Source organism: Streptomyces echinoruber, assembly GCF_014651135.1.
GTDB classification, from domain to species: Bacteria; Actinomycetota; Actinomycetes; order Streptomycetales; family Streptomycetaceae; genus Streptomyces; species Streptomyces echinoruber.
The window spans coordinates 18,981-36,683 of sequence record NZ_BMWH01000006.1 but is presented as its reverse complement, the minus strand read 5'-3'; the positions used below and the strand labels follow the sequence as shown (position 1 = coordinate 36,683).

Annotated in this window: 12 protein-coding genes; 10 read left to right on the top strand and 2 right to left on the bottom strand. The window is 73.9% G+C overall.

Annotated features, from left to right (window positions below):
* The first annotated feature begins 92 nt into the window (after positions 1-92).
* The gene (locus IE225_RS10585) at positions 93-1,241 is read left to right on the top strand and encodes a DMT family transporter (protein WP_190057163.1); all 1,149 of its coding nucleotides are present in this window, start codon (positions 93-95) and stop codon (positions 1,239-1,241) included.
* On the opposite strand, the gene IE225_RS10580 is transcribed toward IE225_RS10585, so the two are convergent.
* The gene (locus IE225_RS10580; RefSeq protein ID WP_190057162.1) at positions 1,231-2,484 is read right to left on the bottom strand and encodes a transglycosylase family protein; all 1,254 of its coding nucleotides are present in this window, start codon (positions 2,482-2,484) and stop codon (positions 1,231-1,233) included. The two genes, IE225_RS10585 and IE225_RS10580, sit on opposite strands and share 11 nt — an antisense overlap.
* Positions 2,485-2,945: 461 nt before the next feature.
* Here IE225_RS10580 and gnd point away from each other — a divergent pair, with 461 nt between their 5' ends.
* Entirely contained in the window at positions 2,946-4,385 is a 1,440-nt protein-coding gene (gene gnd, locus IE225_RS10575; RefSeq protein ID WP_190057161.1) for an NADP-dependent phosphogluconate dehydrogenase, read from the top strand.
* Between the two features lie 869 nt (positions 4,386-5,254).
* On the opposite strand, the gene panD is transcribed toward gnd, so the two are convergent.
* Positions 5,255-5,674 carry an aspartate 1-decarboxylase gene (gene panD, locus IE225_RS10570; protein WP_190057160.1) on the bottom strand — a complete coding sequence of 140 codons (420 nt, stop codon included), beginning with the start codon at positions 5,672-5,674 and terminating at the stop codon, positions 5,255-5,257.
* 1,262 nt (positions 5,675-6,936) lie between these two features.
* On the opposite strand from panD, the gene IE225_RS10565 reads away from it, so the two are divergent.
* Genes IE225_RS10565 through cas6 form a run of 8 tightly spaced genes read left to right on the top strand, consistent with a single transcriptional unit; the run spans position 6,937 to position 17,684 of the window.
* Entirely contained in the window at positions 6,937-8,058 is a 1,122-nt protein-coding gene (locus IE225_RS10565; RefSeq protein WP_190057159.1) for a hypothetical protein, read from the top strand.
* Entirely contained in the window at positions 8,055-10,547 is a 2,493-nt protein-coding gene (locus IE225_RS10560) for a TIGR03986 family type III CRISPR-associated RAMP protein (protein WP_190057158.1), read from the top strand. The genes IE225_RS10565 and IE225_RS10560 overlap by 4 nt, the downstream gene beginning before the upstream one ends.
* On the top strand, positions 10,544-12,271 hold the full coding sequence (locus tag IE225_RS10555) for a Cas10/Cmr2 second palm domain-containing protein (RefSeq protein ID WP_190057157.1): 1,728 nt from the start codon (positions 10,544-10,546) through the stop codon (positions 12,269-12,271). Before IE225_RS10560 ends, IE225_RS10555 begins: the two co-directional genes overlap by 4 nt.
* The gene (locus IE225_RS10550; protein WP_190057156.1) at positions 12,256-13,128 is read left to right on the top strand and encodes an RAMP superfamily CRISPR-associated protein; all 873 of its coding nucleotides are present in this window, start codon (positions 12,256-12,258) and stop codon (positions 13,126-13,128) included. The genes IE225_RS10555 and IE225_RS10550 overlap by 16 nt, the downstream gene beginning before the upstream one ends.
* Positions 13,125-14,591, top strand: coding sequence for a type III-B CRISPR module-associated Cmr3 family protein (locus IE225_RS10545; protein WP_190057155.1), 1,467 nt, complete (start codon positions 13,125-13,127; stop codon positions 14,589-14,591). The genes IE225_RS10550 and IE225_RS10545 overlap by 4 nt, the downstream gene beginning before the upstream one ends.
* Positions 14,588-16,384 carry an RAMP superfamily CRISPR-associated protein gene (locus IE225_RS10540; RefSeq protein WP_190057154.1) on the top strand — a complete coding sequence of 599 codons (1,797 nt, stop codon included), beginning with the start codon at positions 14,588-14,590 and terminating at the stop codon, positions 16,382-16,384. Before IE225_RS10545 ends, IE225_RS10540 begins: the two co-directional genes overlap by 4 nt.
* A complete protein-coding gene (locus tag IE225_RS10535; RefSeq protein WP_190057153.1) occupies positions 16,381-16,932 on the top strand; it encodes a hypothetical protein in 552 nt (183 codons plus the stop codon). The genes IE225_RS10540 and IE225_RS10535 overlap by 4 nt, the downstream gene beginning before the upstream one ends.
* Positions 16,932-17,684, top strand: coding sequence for a CRISPR system precrRNA processing endoribonuclease RAMP protein Cas6 (cas6, locus tag IE225_RS10530; protein ID WP_190057152.1), 753 nt, complete (start codon positions 16,932-16,934; stop codon positions 17,682-17,684). Before IE225_RS10535 ends, cas6 begins: the two co-directional genes overlap by 1 nt.
* Positions 17,685-17,703 lie beyond the last annotated feature (19 nt).

Here is a 17,703-nt window from a genome sequence, read left to right as displayed (position 1 = left end):
GGAAGAACGGGACGAGGCAGGGTGTTGGGCATGGAAAGCCACCGTTCGCCGCGTCGGGCCCCGCGCCCCCGCCTGCCGCAGAGGAGCAGCCGATGAGCGCCCTCGCGCTGTCCGTGCTGCTGTCGCTCGTGTCCGCGGTCGCCTACGCGGGCGGAGCGATCGTGCAGGAGCGTGTCGCGGTGACCGGCTCCGGCACCGCGTACGCGGCGCTGCGCCGGCCCGGCTGGTGGGGCGCGGTCGCGCTCAACGGCCTGGGCGGCCTGCTGCACGTGGTGGCGCTGGCCTGCGGTCCGCTCAGCCTGGTGCAGCCGCTGGGCGCGCTGACCATCGTCTTCGCGCTGCCCATGGCGGCGCTGTTCGTGGGCCGGCGGGCCGGGGCGGTCGCCTGGCGCGGTGCCCTGATGGCGACGGTGGGTCTCGCGGGTCTGCTCTCCCTGGTCGGTTCCTCGCCCGCGCAGTCGCCGAGCACGGCCGAGCGGCTGCTGCTCGCCCTGGTCACCGGCGGTGCCGTGGCGGCGCTCACGGCGGCGGGCGGGGCGGCCCACCGGCATCCGGCGGTGCGCAGCGGGCTGCTCGCCACCGCCTCCGGCATCGCCTTCGGCATGTCGTCCGTGTTCACCAAGACCGTCGCGGTCGACGTCACCGACGGCGGCGTGCGCGGGGACCTGCCGTCGGTGGCGGCGATAGCGGTGTTCGCCACGGCCGGCCTGCTGCTGTCGCAGGCCGCCTACCGGGGCGGCGGCCTGGCGGCGCCGCTGGCCACGCTGACGGTGGTCAACCCGGTGGCGGCGGCCGCGGTCGGCCTCACCGTGTTCGGCGAGACCTTCCGCCACGGCACCGCGGGCACCGTCCTGGCCCTCGGCTGCGGAGTGGTCGCGGCCGGCGGACTGATCCTGCTGACGACGGAGCGGATGCAGGAGCACGAGCAGGAGCACGAATGCGGGCACGGACGCGAACGCGGGCACGGGCGGCAGGAGGCCGGCTCCGGCGGCCCTCGGGCGGCGGAGCCGGCGGCGCGGGACGCGGTCGCCGCCGACGCCGGGCACGACGCCGTCGACACCGGCGACGCTGTGTACGGCGCCGGGCGGCCGTCCGCGTACGGCGCCGGGCGGCCGTCCGCGGAGAGTATCCCCGCCGGCGCGTACGGCGTCGGGTCGTGCGGCGCCTGGTTCTGGTACGGCGGTCCTAGCCTGCCGGTGCCCGTCCCGGAGCGGGACCGGCCGCGTGCGGTCAGATCCTGACGCCGCCGGCGCGCAGGTAGGCGAGCGGATCGATGTCCGTGCCGAAGCCGGGCCCGGTGCGCACCTCGAAGTGCAGGTGGGGCCCGGTGACGTTGCCGGTGGAGCCGGAGCGGCCGATGCGCTGCCCGGCGGTGACCGCCTGCCCGGCCTTCACGGAGATCGCCGACAGGTGCGCGTACTGGGTGTAGCGGCCGTCGGCGTGCCGGATCACCACCTGGTAGCCGTACGAGCCGCCCCAGCCGGCGGTGACGACCCGGCCGGCCCCGGCCGCCCTGACGGAGGTGCCGGTGGGCACCGGGAAGTCCACGCCGGTGTGGTAGCCCTTCGACCAGTGCGACCCGGCGGCCCGGTACGGCGTGCCCACGGACGCGGTGACGGGCGCGACCAGGGTGTGCGCGGCGCTGCCGCGGGAGGTCTTCTCGTGGGAGGTCTTCTCACGGGAGGTCTTCTCGGGGGAGCGGGACGCGGACGTGCTGCGGTGCGGGGCGGACGGTTCGCCCCTGTCCCTACCCCTGTCCTTGGCCTTGTCCTTGGCCTTCTTCGCGGTCTTGCCGGTGTCGAGGGTGAGCCGCTGGCCCGGCAGAATGAGGTTCGGGTCGGCGCCGACGGTGGCCCGGTTGGCCGCGTACAACTGCCGCCAGCCGCCGCTGACGTGCTGCCGGCCGGCGATGCCGGAGAGGGTGTCGCCCTGCACGACGGTGTACATCTCGGACCTGCCCGCCCGGGACTGGGGCGTGGTCTGCGGCTGCACGTCGCGCACCGAGTCGCGGGTGCTGCGGACACTGCGGATGCTGTGGGTGCCGTGGGTGCTGTCGGCGGCGATCCGGGAGGCGTCGCCGTCCGGGTGGACGCCGGGGCCGGGGCCGCCGCGGGTGAGTCCGGCGCGCACGGAGCACACCGGCCAGGCACCGGGGCCCTGGCCGTCGAGGACCTTCTCCGCCACGGCGATCTGCTGGTCGCGGGTGGCCAGGTCGGCGCGCGGCGCGTAGCGGATGCCGCCGTAGGCCGCCCAGGTGGACTGGGTGAACTGCAGCCCGCCGTAGTAGCCGTTGCCGGTGTTGACGTGCCAATTGCCGCTCGACTCGCAGGCGGCGACCTTGGCCCACGTGCCCGCGTCGGCGGCGTGGGCCGCGCCGGCACCGATGAGCGGCAGCGCCATGCCGGCGCCGCCCGCCGTGACGGTGAGCGAGGCGCGGTTGATCCTGTTCGGCTGGTACCGGCGGTGCCGTCCGCGTACGGCCATGGGACCCCCTCGACATGCGTCAGGAGCGGCAAAAGTAAGCGCCGCCAACCGGCCGCGGCAAGACGGCAATCGGCCGCCGGACGCGCCAAGTGGCCGGTATTCGCCGCCCGTTGCCGACGCGACGGCGGCGGCCGCGTACCGTACGCCGCCGTTCCTTCCGCGTCTCTTTCCCCGTCTCTTTCCGCGCCTCTTCCGTGTCCCCCGCCTCTCCCTCTCGCTTCTCTTTCCGCGCCCTTCGTGAGTACGGCGGGGGTCCCGGTGCGTATCTGCCTGCGCGGCACCGTGCGCCCCCGGGCGTGCGGGCGGCGTACCGGCACGTCAGGATGGGCCGTGCGCACGGTCGTGCCGGTCCACCACCGGGACGCCGGCCGCGACGATACTGGCGGGCACGAGCGGAACCACCCCTACCGAGGTCACCAGGTCTCTCCGACCTTTCGGGAACGTCTTAGGAGCCACACCTCATGAGCAAGTCAGCGCAGATCGGCGTCACGGGTCTCGCGGTCATGGGCCGCAACCTCGCCCGCAACTTCGCGCGCAACGGCTACACCGTCGCGGTGCACAACCGCACGGCGTCCCGGACGCACGCGCTGGTCGAGGAGTTCGGCGGCGAGGGCGACTTCGTCGCCTGCGAGACCGCGAAGGAGTTCGTGGCGGCGCTGGAGCGGCCCCGCCGCCTGGTCGTCATGGTGAAGGCCGGCGAACCGACCGACGCGGTGATCCAGGAGTTCGCGCCGCTGCTGGAGCCCGGCGACATGATCATCGACGGCGGCAACGCGCACTTCGCCGACACCCGGCGCCGGGAGCGCGAACTGCGCGAGCGGGGCATCCACTTCGTCGGCACCGGTATCTCGGGAGGCGAGGAGGGCGCCCTGCACGGCCCGTCGATCATGCCGGGCGGCTCGCCGGAGTCGTACGAGTCCCTCGGCCCGATGCTGGAGAAGATCTCCGCGAAGGCGGCGGACGGCTCGCCCTGCGTGACGCACGTCGGCCCGGACGGCGCCGGGCACTTCGTGAAGATGGTGCACAACGGCATCGAATACGCCGACATGCAGCTGATCGGCGAGGCGTACCAGCTCCTGCGGGACGTCGCCGGCTACTCCCCCGCCGAGATCGCGGACATCTTCCGCACCTGGAACACCGGACGCCTGGACTCCTACCTGATCGAGATCACGGCCGAGGTGCTGTCGCACGTGGACGCCGCGACGGGCAGGCCGTTCGTGGACATCGTGGTGGACCAGGCCGAGCAGAAGGGCACCGGCCGCTGGACCGTGCAGATCGCGCTGGACCTCGGGGTCCCGGTGTCCGGGATCGCGGAGGCGGTCTTCGCCCGCTCGCTGTCGGGCCACGCCGCGCTGCGGGCGGCCTCGCGCTCCCTGGCGGGACCGAAGGCGTCCGCACTGGACAGGTCCGAGGCCGGGGCGTTCGCGGACCGGGTGGAGCAGGCGCTGTACGCGTCGAAGATCGTGTCGTACACGCAGGGCTTCCACGAGATCGCCGCGGGCAGCGAGGAGTACGGCTGGGACATCGACCTCGGCGCGGTCTCCTCGATCTGGCGGGGCGGCTGCATCATCCGCGCGGCCTTCCTGGACCGCATCCGCGCCGCCTACGACGCCCGGCCGGACCTGCCGAGCCTGCTGAGCGACGAGACCTTCGCCCAGGAGATCGCCGCCGCCCAGGACGACTGGCGCGAGGTGCTGGTCACCGCCACCCGCCAGGGTGTCCCCACGCCCGGTTTCGCGGCGGCCCTCGCCTACTACGACGCCCTGCGCGCCGAACGCCTGCCCGCCGCCCTCACCCAGGGCCAGCGGGACTTCTTCGGCGCGCACACCTACCGGCGCGTCGACCGGGACGGCTCGTTCCACACGCTGTGGGGCGGCGACCGGTCCGAGGTGGAGGCCTGAGCCTGAGCCTGAGCTTTTAGGAGCTTTCCTGGGCTTTTGGGAGCTTTACGGAACGGCACCGTGAACGGGCGACGGGCGGCCGACGGGTCGCCCGCCGCCCGTTCCGTGCTCCGGCCGCCCGTTCCGTGTCCGGCCGCCCGTTCCGTGTCCGGCCGCCCGTTCCGTGTCCGGCCGCCCGTTCCGTGTCCGGCCGCCCGTTCCGTGTCCGGCCGCCCGTTCCGGGGTCGGGCGGCCGGAGCACGGCGGCGGCCAGGTGGCCGGCCTCGTTCGGAGCGCGAGCGTCGGCAGCGGATCCGGCCGCGGTGACGTGCTGCGCGCTGTCAGGACGGCGGTGTGTGTCAGGACAGGGGCGGCCCCGGCTCCGGGTTCGGGACCGGTTCCGGGCCCGGTGGGATCGGGGACGGGGGCGGCTCCGGGACGGGACCGGGTTCCGGGGGTGGTCCCGGGGTGGGGCCGGGCTGCGGGGGCGCAGGGGTGGGCCCCGGCTGCGGCGGCGGCTCGGGAGCGGGGTCCGGCTGCGGGGTCGGGCCGGGCTCCGGCGTCGGCACCGGGTGGCGGGGATCCTCCGGGCCCGGCAGGGGCCCGGGAGGCGCGGGGTCGGGATACGGATTGGTCATGGCGTCCTCCGGCCAGTCTCGGTCGACGTCGGCTCTGGACTACTCCCCCGCCTACCCGAGGAGTGCGCGTACAGTCACTCCCCGGGGTTGCGGCCGGGGTCCGAGTGGTCGGCCGGGTGGCGGGGTCACAGGCTGCTTCCCATGCCCCCGTCCCCGCCTCGCCCCTCCCTGCCCCGCTTCCCCTATCCTCGCTCCGGTCCGCGCGACCGCCCGTGCCGCCGTCGGCGGCATGGGCGCAGGCGCGAGGGCGGGTCAGGCCGAGACGGCCTGCGGGCTGCGCCGCTGGTCGCTGCCCGGCACCGGTGCGGACGGATCGGCGCCCAAGGCGACGATCCGGTTGGCGGCGTCGACGTGCACGACCCGCGGCGTCAGCGTCCGCGCCTCGGCGTCGGTCACCTGGGCGTAGCTGATGATGATGACCAGGTCGCCGGGGTGCACGAGATGGGCGGCGGCCCCGTTGATGCCGATGACCCCCGACCCGCGCTCGCCCTCGATGACGTACGTCTCGAGCCGGGCGCCGTTGGTGATGTCGACGATGTGCACCAACTCCCCGGGCAGCAGGTCGGCCGCGTCCATCAGGTCCGCGTCGATGGTGACGGACCCGACGTAGTGCAGGTCGGCCTGGGTGACGGTGGCGCGGTGGATCTTCGACTTGAACATGGTTCGCAACATCGGAGCACTCCTGCAAGTAGGCTCCCTGCCTGCGTTTTTGCAGGTCAAGGGCGGTTTCCGCACCTTACGGCGAGTCGCGCGTCCGGACAGCTTCCCCCAGGTTCTCCAGGACTCGTGCTGACCCGATGCCGACTTTCCTGACGGCGCGTCAGACCTCTCTGTGGGGTGCCCGGAGCCGTCACCGGCCCTGCGCCACCCCACCACGATCGGCGGCGCCAGCCTACGCAACGCACCCCGAAGACGCTCGTGACCATCGCCACAGCGGAACGCCCGGCCGTCCCGACGACAACCGAGCGCCGTCATGCGGTCCGGCCGGCCTTGACCACACCAGGACACACGCGCCTCATCTTCCGCGTCCAGTTGACAGCGACAGGGGCCTCAGGACATCGGACCCCTGCCATGACTCATGCGACGCGGAGCATATCGAGTCGGGAAACCGCTACATCGGGCGGTTTGCCCACTGGCACTGAGCAAGGTTTCTATGCCCTTTGAGCGGGCTTTGTTGGGAAACTCGCCACAGAGCTCCAAAGGGTCGCGACTATCGCAGCACCGTTTCTATGCCCTTTGAATGGGTGTTGCTGGGGAACGACGGGCGTTGCTGGGGAACGCTGACGCCCAGCGCCCTGCGCTGACGCCGCAAGCACGTTTCTATGCCCCTCAGCCGGGCGCTGCCCGGAAAACACCTTCAGAGGCGTCCAGCGACTCGGATTTCAACATCTGGTTTTCTATGCCCTTCAGTCGGACGTCATTCGAAAACTTTTCTCCAAATCCACCAGCCGCACCCCGCAACAACGATGCCCGTTGCGCAGGACCGTCCGCCACCCCCTCCCGCGCACAGTGATCTACATAACGATCTACATAACACAAGCCTCCTTGATGGACCTGACCTGCAGAGATGCCCTACGCGGAAACTGCCTCGAAACGCCGACCGGGAAGTACCCGGTAACGGAACATCGCAGCCGGCCTGACGCCTCGGGGGTCCGGGGGAAGCGGCCGCTGTCACCTCGGATGACCTCCGAACCCCCATCATCCCTCTCCCACCCTCTTCCACCAAGATTTCCCGGAACTGTCCGCTTCCCGGTATCCGTCCTGCTACGGTCACCGACCGGGATACGTACGGCATACGAGCGTCGGCCGGTGACCTGCACGGACACGGACCGGCGGCCTGCGGGGACGCGGGCGGAACAGCGCACACGGCAGGTGCGGCCGGTGTGCCGAGTGCGCGTCACTCGTTCCGTGCGGCGAGGGGGAGGGAACGGCGTTTGGCTTCGCGGAGGTTGGGCTGGCTGGTGCGGTTTCTGGCGTCCTCGCAGGGTCTGTTGACCATCGGGGCGTCGGTGGCGGCCGGGCTCGCGGTGGGACTGCTGCCGGATCTGGTGCAGGCCGTGCCCGGGGTCGGGGAGGACTGGTGGTGGCTGACGGCCGTCGCGGTGGTCGCCGTGGTGGTGTTCGCCGTCTGCGCCACGCTGCTGCACGGCAAGGAGGGGGTGGGGATCGTCCTGGTGGTGGGCGAGGACGGCTGGGACGTCACCCGGCTGGAGGCCATGCGGAGGAACGCCCTGGAGAGGCATGCGGGTTGCTTCACCGTCAACGTCTCCGAGCTGCTCGGTGAGGACGATCGTGAGGTCCGCGACCGCGTCCGGTTCGCCCACCGGGTCATGCAGGCCCGGCTGACGGAGGACGGCCAGTCGCACGAGGACGTCTCCCTCTATGTCACCGCCCGTCACCCCGACGCCTACTACCTCGGTGGTCTTCTGCGCGATCAGCGGCAGGCCCGCTTGAGTCTGATGATGCAGTCCCGCCGGGCCGGCGTCGGGATCGTCGAGGCCCTGCGGTTGCACAGCGACCTCGCCGATCCGCCGTCGCCTTCGCAGAAGGAGCTGCTGCGTGAGGTGCTGGTACGGGATCCGGTGACCGAGGGGCCGGAATGGGTGCCGTTCGAGCAGCCCGAGGGGGTCACGGCCCGGCGGATCGCCCTCGTCCTGCCGCTGGCCGGGCACATCGTGGGCACCCGGGAGAAGGCGCTGGCCGCCGCGCGCGACGGCCGTCACCCGGAGTACCGCTTCCCCCGTCAGAACAGCCCCGCCGACATCGACCGCAACCGCTGCGCCGGGGCCCTCGTCTTCGCCACCAGGCCGGGGGACGTCCCCGACCGGCGTGAGATCTACGAGGCGCTGATCCGGTACGTCAACGAGGAGTGGCGGCGGCAGATGGCCGAGGTACTCGAGGAGCAGGGCGACCCGTTACGCGGCTGGCTGTTCACCGACGGCCCCGTGGCGGTCGTCCTGGCCCTGGGCAACCTGCTGGGGCGGCAGACCGACCTGGTGCCCCACCAGCGGCCCGCCCGGGAGGGCACGGAAACGAGAACGAGGGTGGCCCGATGAGCCGCCCGGACAGCCGGGGCGGCAAGCGCGCCGACAACCGTACGGGCCGAGGCGCCCGCCCCGGTGGCGGCCGTGCCGGGGACGACCGGGCCGACGTCTTCATCAACCCGTACACCTTCGTCCCCTTCCCCGCCTTCCCCGACCCCGGCGACCGCCGCGCCCTCCGCGCCGCGCCCGCCGGACACGACCGGCTCGCGCCCGGCCGGTTCAGCGGCAGTGTCGAGGTCGAGCTGACGGCCCGCAGTCCGCTGCTGTTGCGGGGGATCAGGCCCGGTGAGGAGGGGACGTTCCCCCGGCGGCGGGACGCGGAGGGCCGGGCCGTGCCCTTTGTGCCCGGCTCGTCCCTCGCGGGCGCGGTGCGCTCGCTGCACGAGGCGCTCGCCGGAGGCTGTTTGAGGGTCTTCGACGCGGATTTCCGTCCCGGTTACCGCGACGTCGCACGCGACCGCAGGGGCTGGCGCCTGGCCCGTGTGGACGCCGTCGACCGGGACGGGCGCCCGACCAGGCTGAACGTCTGCGAGGCGGAGGAGGTCTGGGTCCCCGCCGAACTCCTCGCCCATGAGGACGTGCTGGGCAGCGCGGAGGCCGTGGTGACCGGGGCGACCGTGCACCTGGAGTCGAAGGGCGAGAAGGTCTCCTTCGGGAAGAACAACAACCTTCCCGTCTCGCGTTGGCAGCTCACCGACCAGGCGAAGGTCCGGCGCGGCGCGACCTGGGTGGTGCTGGTCACCGACAGCAACGCCCGGCCGGGCGAGCGCAGGAACAAGACGTACGGCTGGGTGTCCACCCGGTACTTCTGCGCGGTCGGCAAGCTCTCGGCGCGCAGCAGCGAAGTGCGGACCGGTCCGGACTGGGACCGGGTGTGGCAGCGGTTCCTGGATGCCGTCGACGGCACCGACGACATGCGCCGGGCCCGTCAGGAAGGGACCGCCTACGCCGAGAAGCCGGAGCCGGTGCCTGTCCACTTCCCTGCCCGGACCACCAAGAACCTCGGCCTGGAACCGAAACTCGTCGGCAGGCGCATCCCCGTCCGGCGGCGGCTCTTCGAAGGGCAGGTGGTCTGGGTCCGGCTGGGCAGGGCGGCCGGGAAGTCGAAGGAGTCCGGACTTCCCCTGGTGACCGTCGAGGACATCTCGCTGTCCCGGATTTGGCGCCACGCCGGCGGCGAGCACACCGCCGGGGAACGGGTGCCCGAGGTACTGCACCCGTGCCGGGACGCACGCGAACTGTGCCCCACCTGCCGGGTGTTCGGCTCCGCCGACACGGACGACCCTGCCGAGACGGACGACCCCGCCGACACGGACGGCCCTGCCGAGACGGACGACCCCGACCGCGCGCCGGCCCGGCAGCGGTCGTACGACGACGCGGCGGCCCGGCAGCGGTCGTACCGAGGGCATCTGCGGTTCTCGGACGGTCTGCTGGTGCGCGGGGACCGCGGAGCCGGCACAGGCGGTGAGTCCGGCGGCGGTGCCGTCGAACCCGTGGCCTACGCCCTCCCCCCGCTCTCCGCGCCTCGCCCCGGTGCCGGACAGTTCTACCTGACCAACCCCACGGGCAGGAAGGTGCCCGAACCCGAGCCGCAGGCCGACCCGTTGCGCGAGTGGGGATCCGCCCTGGACGCGCGCGAGCAGGGGAAGCGCCTCCTGCGCGGACGCAAGCAGTACTGGTTGACCGGCCGTCCCGGCCGCCGCCCGTACTTCCGTGCCACGGCGGACCGGCCCCAGGTCTTCCACGAGTTGTACGCCCAGGAAGACGGCCGCGAGAACCGGATGCTCACCCGCGCCGAGGCCGTCCCGGCCGGGGCCCGCTTCCGCTTCACCGTCCACTACGAGAACCTCGATCTCGCCGAACTCGGCGGCGTCCTGGCAGCCTTGGCCCCGCAGTACGCGCTCGGCGAACCCGGCGAGGACGACGGCACCCTCGGGTTCGCCCTCGGCGGCGGGCGCCCCCTCGGTTTCGGCACCTGTACCTCGCGGATCACCGCCCTGCGCGTGGAGAGCGCCCTCGGCCGGTACGCGGGAGTGGAGGAGGACACCGGGGAGGTGGAGCCGGAGCAGGCCGTCGCCGCGTTCGCACACGCGGTCCCCGACGCCGTACGCGCGACCTGGAAGGCCCTCCGCCACGCGCTGACCCTGGACCGGGCCGCCCCGCACCTGGTGTGGTACCCGCCCGCCGGAGAACTGCCCGAGCAGGACCCCCTTCCGCCCGGCAACCTCATGACCAGCTTCGAGTTCTGGAAGCAGAGCAGGGGTTTTCGCGGCGAACCGAAGCCCAAGGAGCCGGACAAGGAGGTGTACCACCCACTGCAGAGCCTGCCGCCCGTCACCGCCGCGCCGCGGGATCTGGGCCTGGACGTGGTACCGGACCCCGACCAGCGCAAGCAGGGCATGGAGCGGCTACGCAGAGCCGACGGCGGAGCCGACAGCGGAGTCGGCGACCGGAGCGAGGACAGCAACGGGAACCGGAACGGGGGACGACCGCGAGCATGACCGTCACCGGCGAAGAGCACGCCCGGCAGGAACAGCGGCCACCAGGCCCGCGGCATGCGGCGGACAGGACCCGCGCCCGGCTCGGCCACGCCCACGTCTACATCGACATCGGTTTCGTCCGCATCCAGCGCTACCTCGCCCGTACCGCCAAGCTGCGCGGGCGCCGCGCCGCCAGCGACCATCTGGCCCGCGCGACCGACAGCGAGGCGGTGGCCGCCGCGCTGCCTCCCGGCCTGGCCGGGCTGGCCGAGGCGAACCCGGAGGCGGGCCGGGCCGACGGTGTCATCAGCCTGCGTCTCGCCCCGCACGCCCCGCACGCCCCGGACTCCCTGGACGCACGCGACCGGCTCGTCCAGGACGTGATCGACGCGGTGTTCGCCGGGCTGCGGGAGGAGTTCCCCGGCGCGGAGCTGGAGGCGGTGTGGGGCACGGGCGAGTCGTATCTCGCGGCGCGGATGCGGGACATGGTTCCGCGGCAGGCGCGCGGCGAGGTCCGCGTCGAGCTGCCCGCACCCGCCGAGTTCCCGCTCGCCCAGCCCTGCCGACTCTGCCACACGGACCCGGCGGCCGGAACCGCCCAAGTGCCCGGCGAACGGCGTGAGCAGGCCGTCTGCCCGGACTGCGCGCGGCGTCTGGCCCACGACCGGCGGGCCCTGGCGCGCGAGCGGCGCGGTGACGGGGACGCCAGCGCCGAATCCCGGCTGCAGAAGGCGATCGGATGCGCGCCGGCCCCCGACACGCTTCAGGAACTGGCCGAACACACCCTGGACCTGGACCACACCCGGCAAGGTGCGGGGAAGGGTACGGGGGGCGGAGCCGCCAAGGGCGGCGGGAGCGGCGCGCACAGCCGGGACGGTGGCCCCCGCGGCACCCAGCTCGCCACCGTGTACATCGACGGCAACGCGGTCGGCGCCTTCTTCCGGGCGCTCGCATCGGCGGCCTCCGCCTCCGCCGAGCTGAGACGGGCGAAGGAGACGATCTCCGCCGAACTGGCCGAAGCCACCGTCATGGCTCTGCACCTGGCGACGGAGCAGGTGATGGAAGGGCCCGCAAGGACCGGCCCGCTGCTCGTGGTCCCGCATGTCGTGGGCGGTGACGACGTCCTGGTCAGTCTTCCCGCCGACCGGGCGTGGACGTTCACCCTCACCTATCTGGAGATGTTCCACGACCTGCTGGCGGAGACCACCGGGCCGGTCCTCCGGCTGCTTCCCGCCCCTCGCCCCGAGCCGCCCACCGCCTCCGCGGGGATCGTCTTCGCCCACAGCACGTACCCGATGAACCTCGTCGTCGACCTGGCCGAGGAACGGCTCACCCGCGCCAAACGGGCCACCAGCGGCGCGGCCTGCTCGGTCGACTTCGTGGACGTCACCGCCGACGGACCGCACGGCACCGCGGACCCGGCCCTGCCGCTCGCGGCCCTGGACGCGCGGACCCGCGCCGCGCTCGCCGCCCTCGCCCGCACTCCGGCCGCCCACCGCCGCGAACTGGCCGCCGCCGTACGCGCACACGGACCGTTGATCGCCGCCCGGACCGTCGGCGCACGGGTCGGACACCGGCAACTCGCCGACGCCTTCGACCTGTTCCTGCCCCCCGACGACACGGGCACCCACGACTTCCGCAGTTTCCCCGGCTCCTCCGGTTCCCTCGACTCCCCCGGCTCCCCGCCGCCCCTCATCTCCTTGTCCCACGCCCTGCGCATCGCCCGGTGGTGGCCGACTTCATGATCGTGACGCTCACCTTCCACAGCGCTTTCCGCGTCGGCACCGGTGATGCCGACGGCACCGCCCACGCCACCGTCGACCGCGACGACCCGGTGCCCGCCTCCTCCCTCAAGGGCCTGATGCGGGCCAGTGCCGAACGGCTGCTGCCGTACCGGCCCGAGGTCGTGGCGGCCGTGTTCGGCGCCCCCCGCCGCCCCTGCCCGTGGCACTGGAGCCCGGCCCGGTTCGACCGGTCGCCGGAGACGTACGGGCCGGAGACGTACAGGCAGGAGGCGTGCGGGCGGCAGACGTACGGGCAGGAACGGGAAGCAGACCAGGGCCGGGATCCGCAGGCGCAGGATCCGGGTCCCGACCCGGACGTCACCCCTCCCGTCACCCGCCGCGCCCGGGTCGGCCTCGATCCGGCCACCGGCACCGCCCTCGGCGACCACCTCGTGATCGCCGAGGAGATGTCCGCGGCCACCGCCCGTTTCACCGTCACCCGCGTCGGCCCGCTGCCTCTCGCCCCCGACGGCCGGCCCTGGCTCGGCCTGACCGAGGAGGACCACTTCGCCGTCCTCGCCTGCGCGGCGGCCGGCGTGCACGAGCTGGGCGCCGGACGCCGCCGCGGCCTGGGCTGGGTGAGCTGCGAAACCGCCGAGCCGCGCCTGGACGACGCCCTCCTCGCCCGCTTCGACCGCCTCGCCACCGCCCTGCCGGACGACGCCCCCGCGGACGGTGCCCCGATGGACGGTGCTCCGATGGACGGCACCCCCGCGGGCGGTGCTCCGGTGGACGATGCCCCTTCGAACGGCCGGGACACGACCGGCCGCGCCTCCGACTCCGCGCCGGACACGACCCCGGCGGAGGGAGCCCGATGAACACCCCGGCGAGCACCCACCCGTTCCCGGCGTTCCGGGTCTACGAGGCCACCGTGACCGCCCGCCAGCACCTGTCCCTGGGCACCCGCCCCGCCGGTACGGCCCCCCTCCGCACCCACCGGCACATCCCCGGTTCGGTGCTGCGCGGCGCGCTGGCCGCCGTATGGATCGCCGCCCACGGCACACCGGACCGGCTGCACACCTCCCACCCGCACCTGTACGACCGGTTCACCGAGCTGTTCGAGGGCGCGGTGCGCTACGAGCCGCTGTACGCGCCGGGCTGGGAGGCCGTGCCGATGTCCGTGCTGCGCTGCAAGTACCCGCGCGACGAGGCGTGCGCCGCCTGGGTCGAGGACGAGGCGTTCCCCACCCGCGGTGACGACCGCTGCCCGTCCTGCGGGGTGCCCGGCAGGCGTTCCAAGGGAACGGTCGAGTCCGTGCACGCGTCCGAGTCCGCCCGTGACCTGGTCGCCCAGAGAGTACGGCTCCAGCTCGACGACGCCACGGGCACAGCCGAGCGCGGCCTGCTCTTCACCCGGGAGGCGATCCGGCCGCGTACGGGGGACGGTGCTCCCCGCACCTTCACCGGCCGTGTCGTCGTCCCCGCCGGCCTCTCCCCCGACGCCCTGGCCTGGCTCACCGGCCCGGCCCGCCACCGGATCCACCTCGGCGGGCGGCGCGGCACCGGCGGCGGCGCCGACCTCACCCTGACCCCCGCCGCCACCGGCACCCCCACCGTCACCGGCCGCCGCCTCGCCCTCCGGCTGACCGCCCCCGCCCTGTTCACCGATTCCTCGGGGCTGCCCCTGACCGTGCCCGACACCGGCGGACTCGGCGAACTCCTCGGCGTCCCCGTCACCCTCGTGCGCTCCTGGACCCGGCACGAGCACGTCGGCGGCTGGCACGCCGCCGCCAACCTGCCCAAGCCCGTGGAACTCGCCGCCGGAGCGGGCAGCACCTACCTCCTCGAAGCCGCCGAACCTCCCGATCCCCGCCGCGTGGCCGCTCTCGCGGACCGGGGACTCGGACTGCGGCGCGCCGAGGGCTTCGGCGCTTTGACCGTGGCCACCACCGCCTGGCGGCCACCGGACACCCCGAAGGACCCGGGCGGCGCGCCGTCCGGGTTCACCGACGACGACCGGGTGCGGGCCGCCGCCCGGGCGCTCGCCGAGACCGGGCACGGCTGGTGGTTCGTGAACGAGCTGCGCGCCTACGTCACCGCCCGCGGCCAGGGCGCCGAGCGCAGCACCGCCCTCCTCGACCGTCCGCACCTGGCCGACCTGACGCCCGGTCAGCGCCGCACCGTCGAGGCCGTCCTGATGCGGCCGGACCACGAACTGCCGCTGCTCCGCCGCATCGTCGTCCACCTCGAAGCCCATGTACGGGCCGGCAGAGCGGGCCTGGACGGCACGGCCGACGGAGGCGACAGCAGTGCCACGGCCCCCGCGGGAGACGACCGGTGATCATCAGCCTGTACCAGCTCACCCTCACCCTCGACACCCCCGGCGCCGTCAGCGCTCCCGAGAGCCGGGCCGCGGGCGGCGGCGGGGACGACGCCCTGCCCGTGGCCCGCGACCACGAGGGGCGGCCCGCCGTACCCGCCACCTCGCTGGCGGGCTCGCTCAGGGCTCATGCGGCGGCCGGAGGAGTGGACGTGCTGTTCCTCTTCGGCGGCACCCGCAAGGAACCCGACCCGGAGGACCCCCGGCGCGAACGCACCGTCCCCGTGGCCTCGCCCGTACGCTTCCTCGGCACCCGCACCGAGCTGCCGCGCAGCGCGCCGACGACCCTGCACCGCACCCGCAACGCCATCGACCGCCGCCGCGCGGCCCCCGCCCCGAACGCTCTGTTCACCCGCGAACTCCTCCCGCCCGGCACCGAGATCACGGTCTGGCTCCGTCTCGACGCCGACCCGGTCGCCCCCGGCACTCCGGCGAAGGAACGAACCGAGGCCCACGAGCGAGCCGACCGGGCCGCCAAGAAGCGTGCCGAGACCCTGGAGCGCATCCTGGCCACCTGGCGTCCGGTCGTCGGGGGCTCCCGCGGCACCGGCCACGGCCGCGGCCGGCTCACCGCCGTACGCCGCCGCACGCTCGACCTCACCGACCCGGCCGACCGCCGCCGCTGGCTGCTGAAGGGCGGCCCGAGCCTCTTCGACGACGCCGACGACATCACACAGGCCGTCCTCGGAGACCGGGCCGCGGAGAGAGAGGCCGCGGAGAGAGAGGCCGCGGAGGGAACAGGCGGCGAGGCGACGGAGCGGGCGGGGAAAGGCACGCACGCGGCGCAGGCCGGTGCCGAAGACCCGCTCCTGCTGGGCCGCGTCCTCGCCTTCGATGTCGTCGACGCCCTGCACATCGGCACCGGCCGCACGGCCGAGGAGACCGAAGCCGCCGGTGACGGCCGACGCGGCACCAAGCGGTTCCTGCTCCACCGGGACCACGCCGGCCGCCCCGTCGTGCCCGGCTCCACCTGGAAGGGGCTGCTGCGCACGCGATGCGAGTTCATCCTCCGCAGCCTCGGCGAGGACGCCTGCGCTCCGCTGTCCCCATGGACGGCACGGGCAGCCGACACGGCTGACGCCACCGACACGGCCGGCGCGACCGGCACAACCAGTGCGGCAGGCGCGGACGGCGCGACCGGCGCGGCGGAAACACCGAATGCGGCCGGGTGCGACACCTGCCGCGTCTGCCATGCCTTCGGACACACCGGACGGCGCGGACGCCTCGTCTTCCTCGACTCCCCCCTGCTCGCCCCCGACACCCCGGGTTCCGGCGCCCCCGGCCCCGCGCAGGTCACCAGCCGCAACCACGTCGCCCTCGACCGCGTCACCTCGGGCGCCGCCGACGGGGCGCTCTACACCCACGAGGTGGTCGAGGAGGCACGCGTCGAGCTGCGGATCCTCGACGAACCGCCGTCCCCGGCGGACGCCTCGCCGCCGGACCCGCTGTTCCTGGACGTCCTCCACCTCGCCCTGTACGACCTGCACACCGGGGCGCTCGGCGTCGGCCACGCCACCACCCGCGGCTACGGCACCCTGCGCGGCGCCGAGAACGACGGCGGCGCCACGAGCCCGTCACGGGCGTCCACCGCGCAGTACCTGGAGTCCGCCGCCCACGAGGCACGCGCCCGCATCGGCCAGGCCCTGTCCTCCCCGTCCTCGTCCTCCCTGTCCTCGTCCTCCCTGTCCTCGTCCTCCCTGTCCTCGTCCTCCCCGTCCTCCCCGTCCTCCCCGTCCTCGGAGGCCGCCGTATGAGCCGCACGAGTTCCCCGACACGCTCCGCACCGCCGCCCACCGTCCGGACGGCCTGGATGCGCCTGCACCGCCTCGGCCCCCTTTCCTGGCCCGCCCTGCGCGCCCTGCTGACCGCGGACTCCTCATACGCCGGGGCCCACTGCGCCTGGTCCGACCTGCACGGATTCCACCTCCAGCCCGCGACCGCCCTGCCCGCGCGGCCGCCTGCCGCCACCCACCTGTGGGCCTGGGCCGGCGGATGGGCACTCCGCGCCCGCCTCGACGACGGCCGCGCCCTGACCGCCGTACTGCGCCCCGAACCCGGCGACGCCCCACCCGACGACGCCCCACCCGGCGACGGGGGCCGCCCCGGGAGCGGACCGGTCCGGGTCCACGTCCGTATCCGTCCCGGTCTGCCCTGGCAGCCCGACGACCATCAAGTGGGCCGCCCCGACCACGATCTCCCCACTCCCCGCATCCAGCTTCTGGAACTCACCGGCGCCACACCCGCCACCTTCGTCGGCGAACGCCCAGAGCCGTCCGCCCCCACCCGAGGGGCGATGCCCTGATGCCCTCCCGCTGGACCCTCGTACTGGAGGCGGACCGGCCCGACGCCGAACGCCCCGTCCCGCCCAGGCAGTTGCACGGCCTCGCCGCCTCACTCCTCGAACACGCGGGCACCGACCACCGCGCCCAGGACAAGCCCTACACGGTTTCCCCGCTCATGGCCGCCCCGGCGCGCAGCCACGCGCCGCACGGCAGGGCCACGACCGCCGTACTGCGCCTCGGCTGGCTCCCCGACACCCCACGCCCCGACCTGACCCGGCTGACCGGAACCCGCATCCGGCTGGGCGCGCAGTTCTTCACGGTCGCCTCGGCGCACGAGGACCTCATGCCGTACGCGGCACTCGTCCGGGTACCGCCCGCCGAACGAGCCGTCCTGGACTTCCGCTCGGTCACCTACTTCTCCCGCAACGGCCGCTGGCACCCCCTGCCCGACCCCGTGCTGCTGTACGGGGGCCTGATCCGGCGCTGGAACCTCTTCGCCCCACCACAGGCACGACTGACGGACGTGGAGGAAAAAGAACTGCTCGGGACCGTGGCCCTCTCCGCCCACGACATCTCCTCCAGCCCTGTGAGCCCCGCCTCCGGCACCCGGATCGGCTTCACCGGCACAGCGGTCTTCCGGCTTCTCGACCAGCACGGGCCAAGTCCACGGGCATGGCAACTCTTCACCGCACTCTCACTGTTCGCCATGGCCGCGGGCGTCGGCGCCCAGACCACCCACGGCCTGGGGACGGTGGAGGTGACCCTGCAGTGACCTCCCCTCCGGCCGAGCG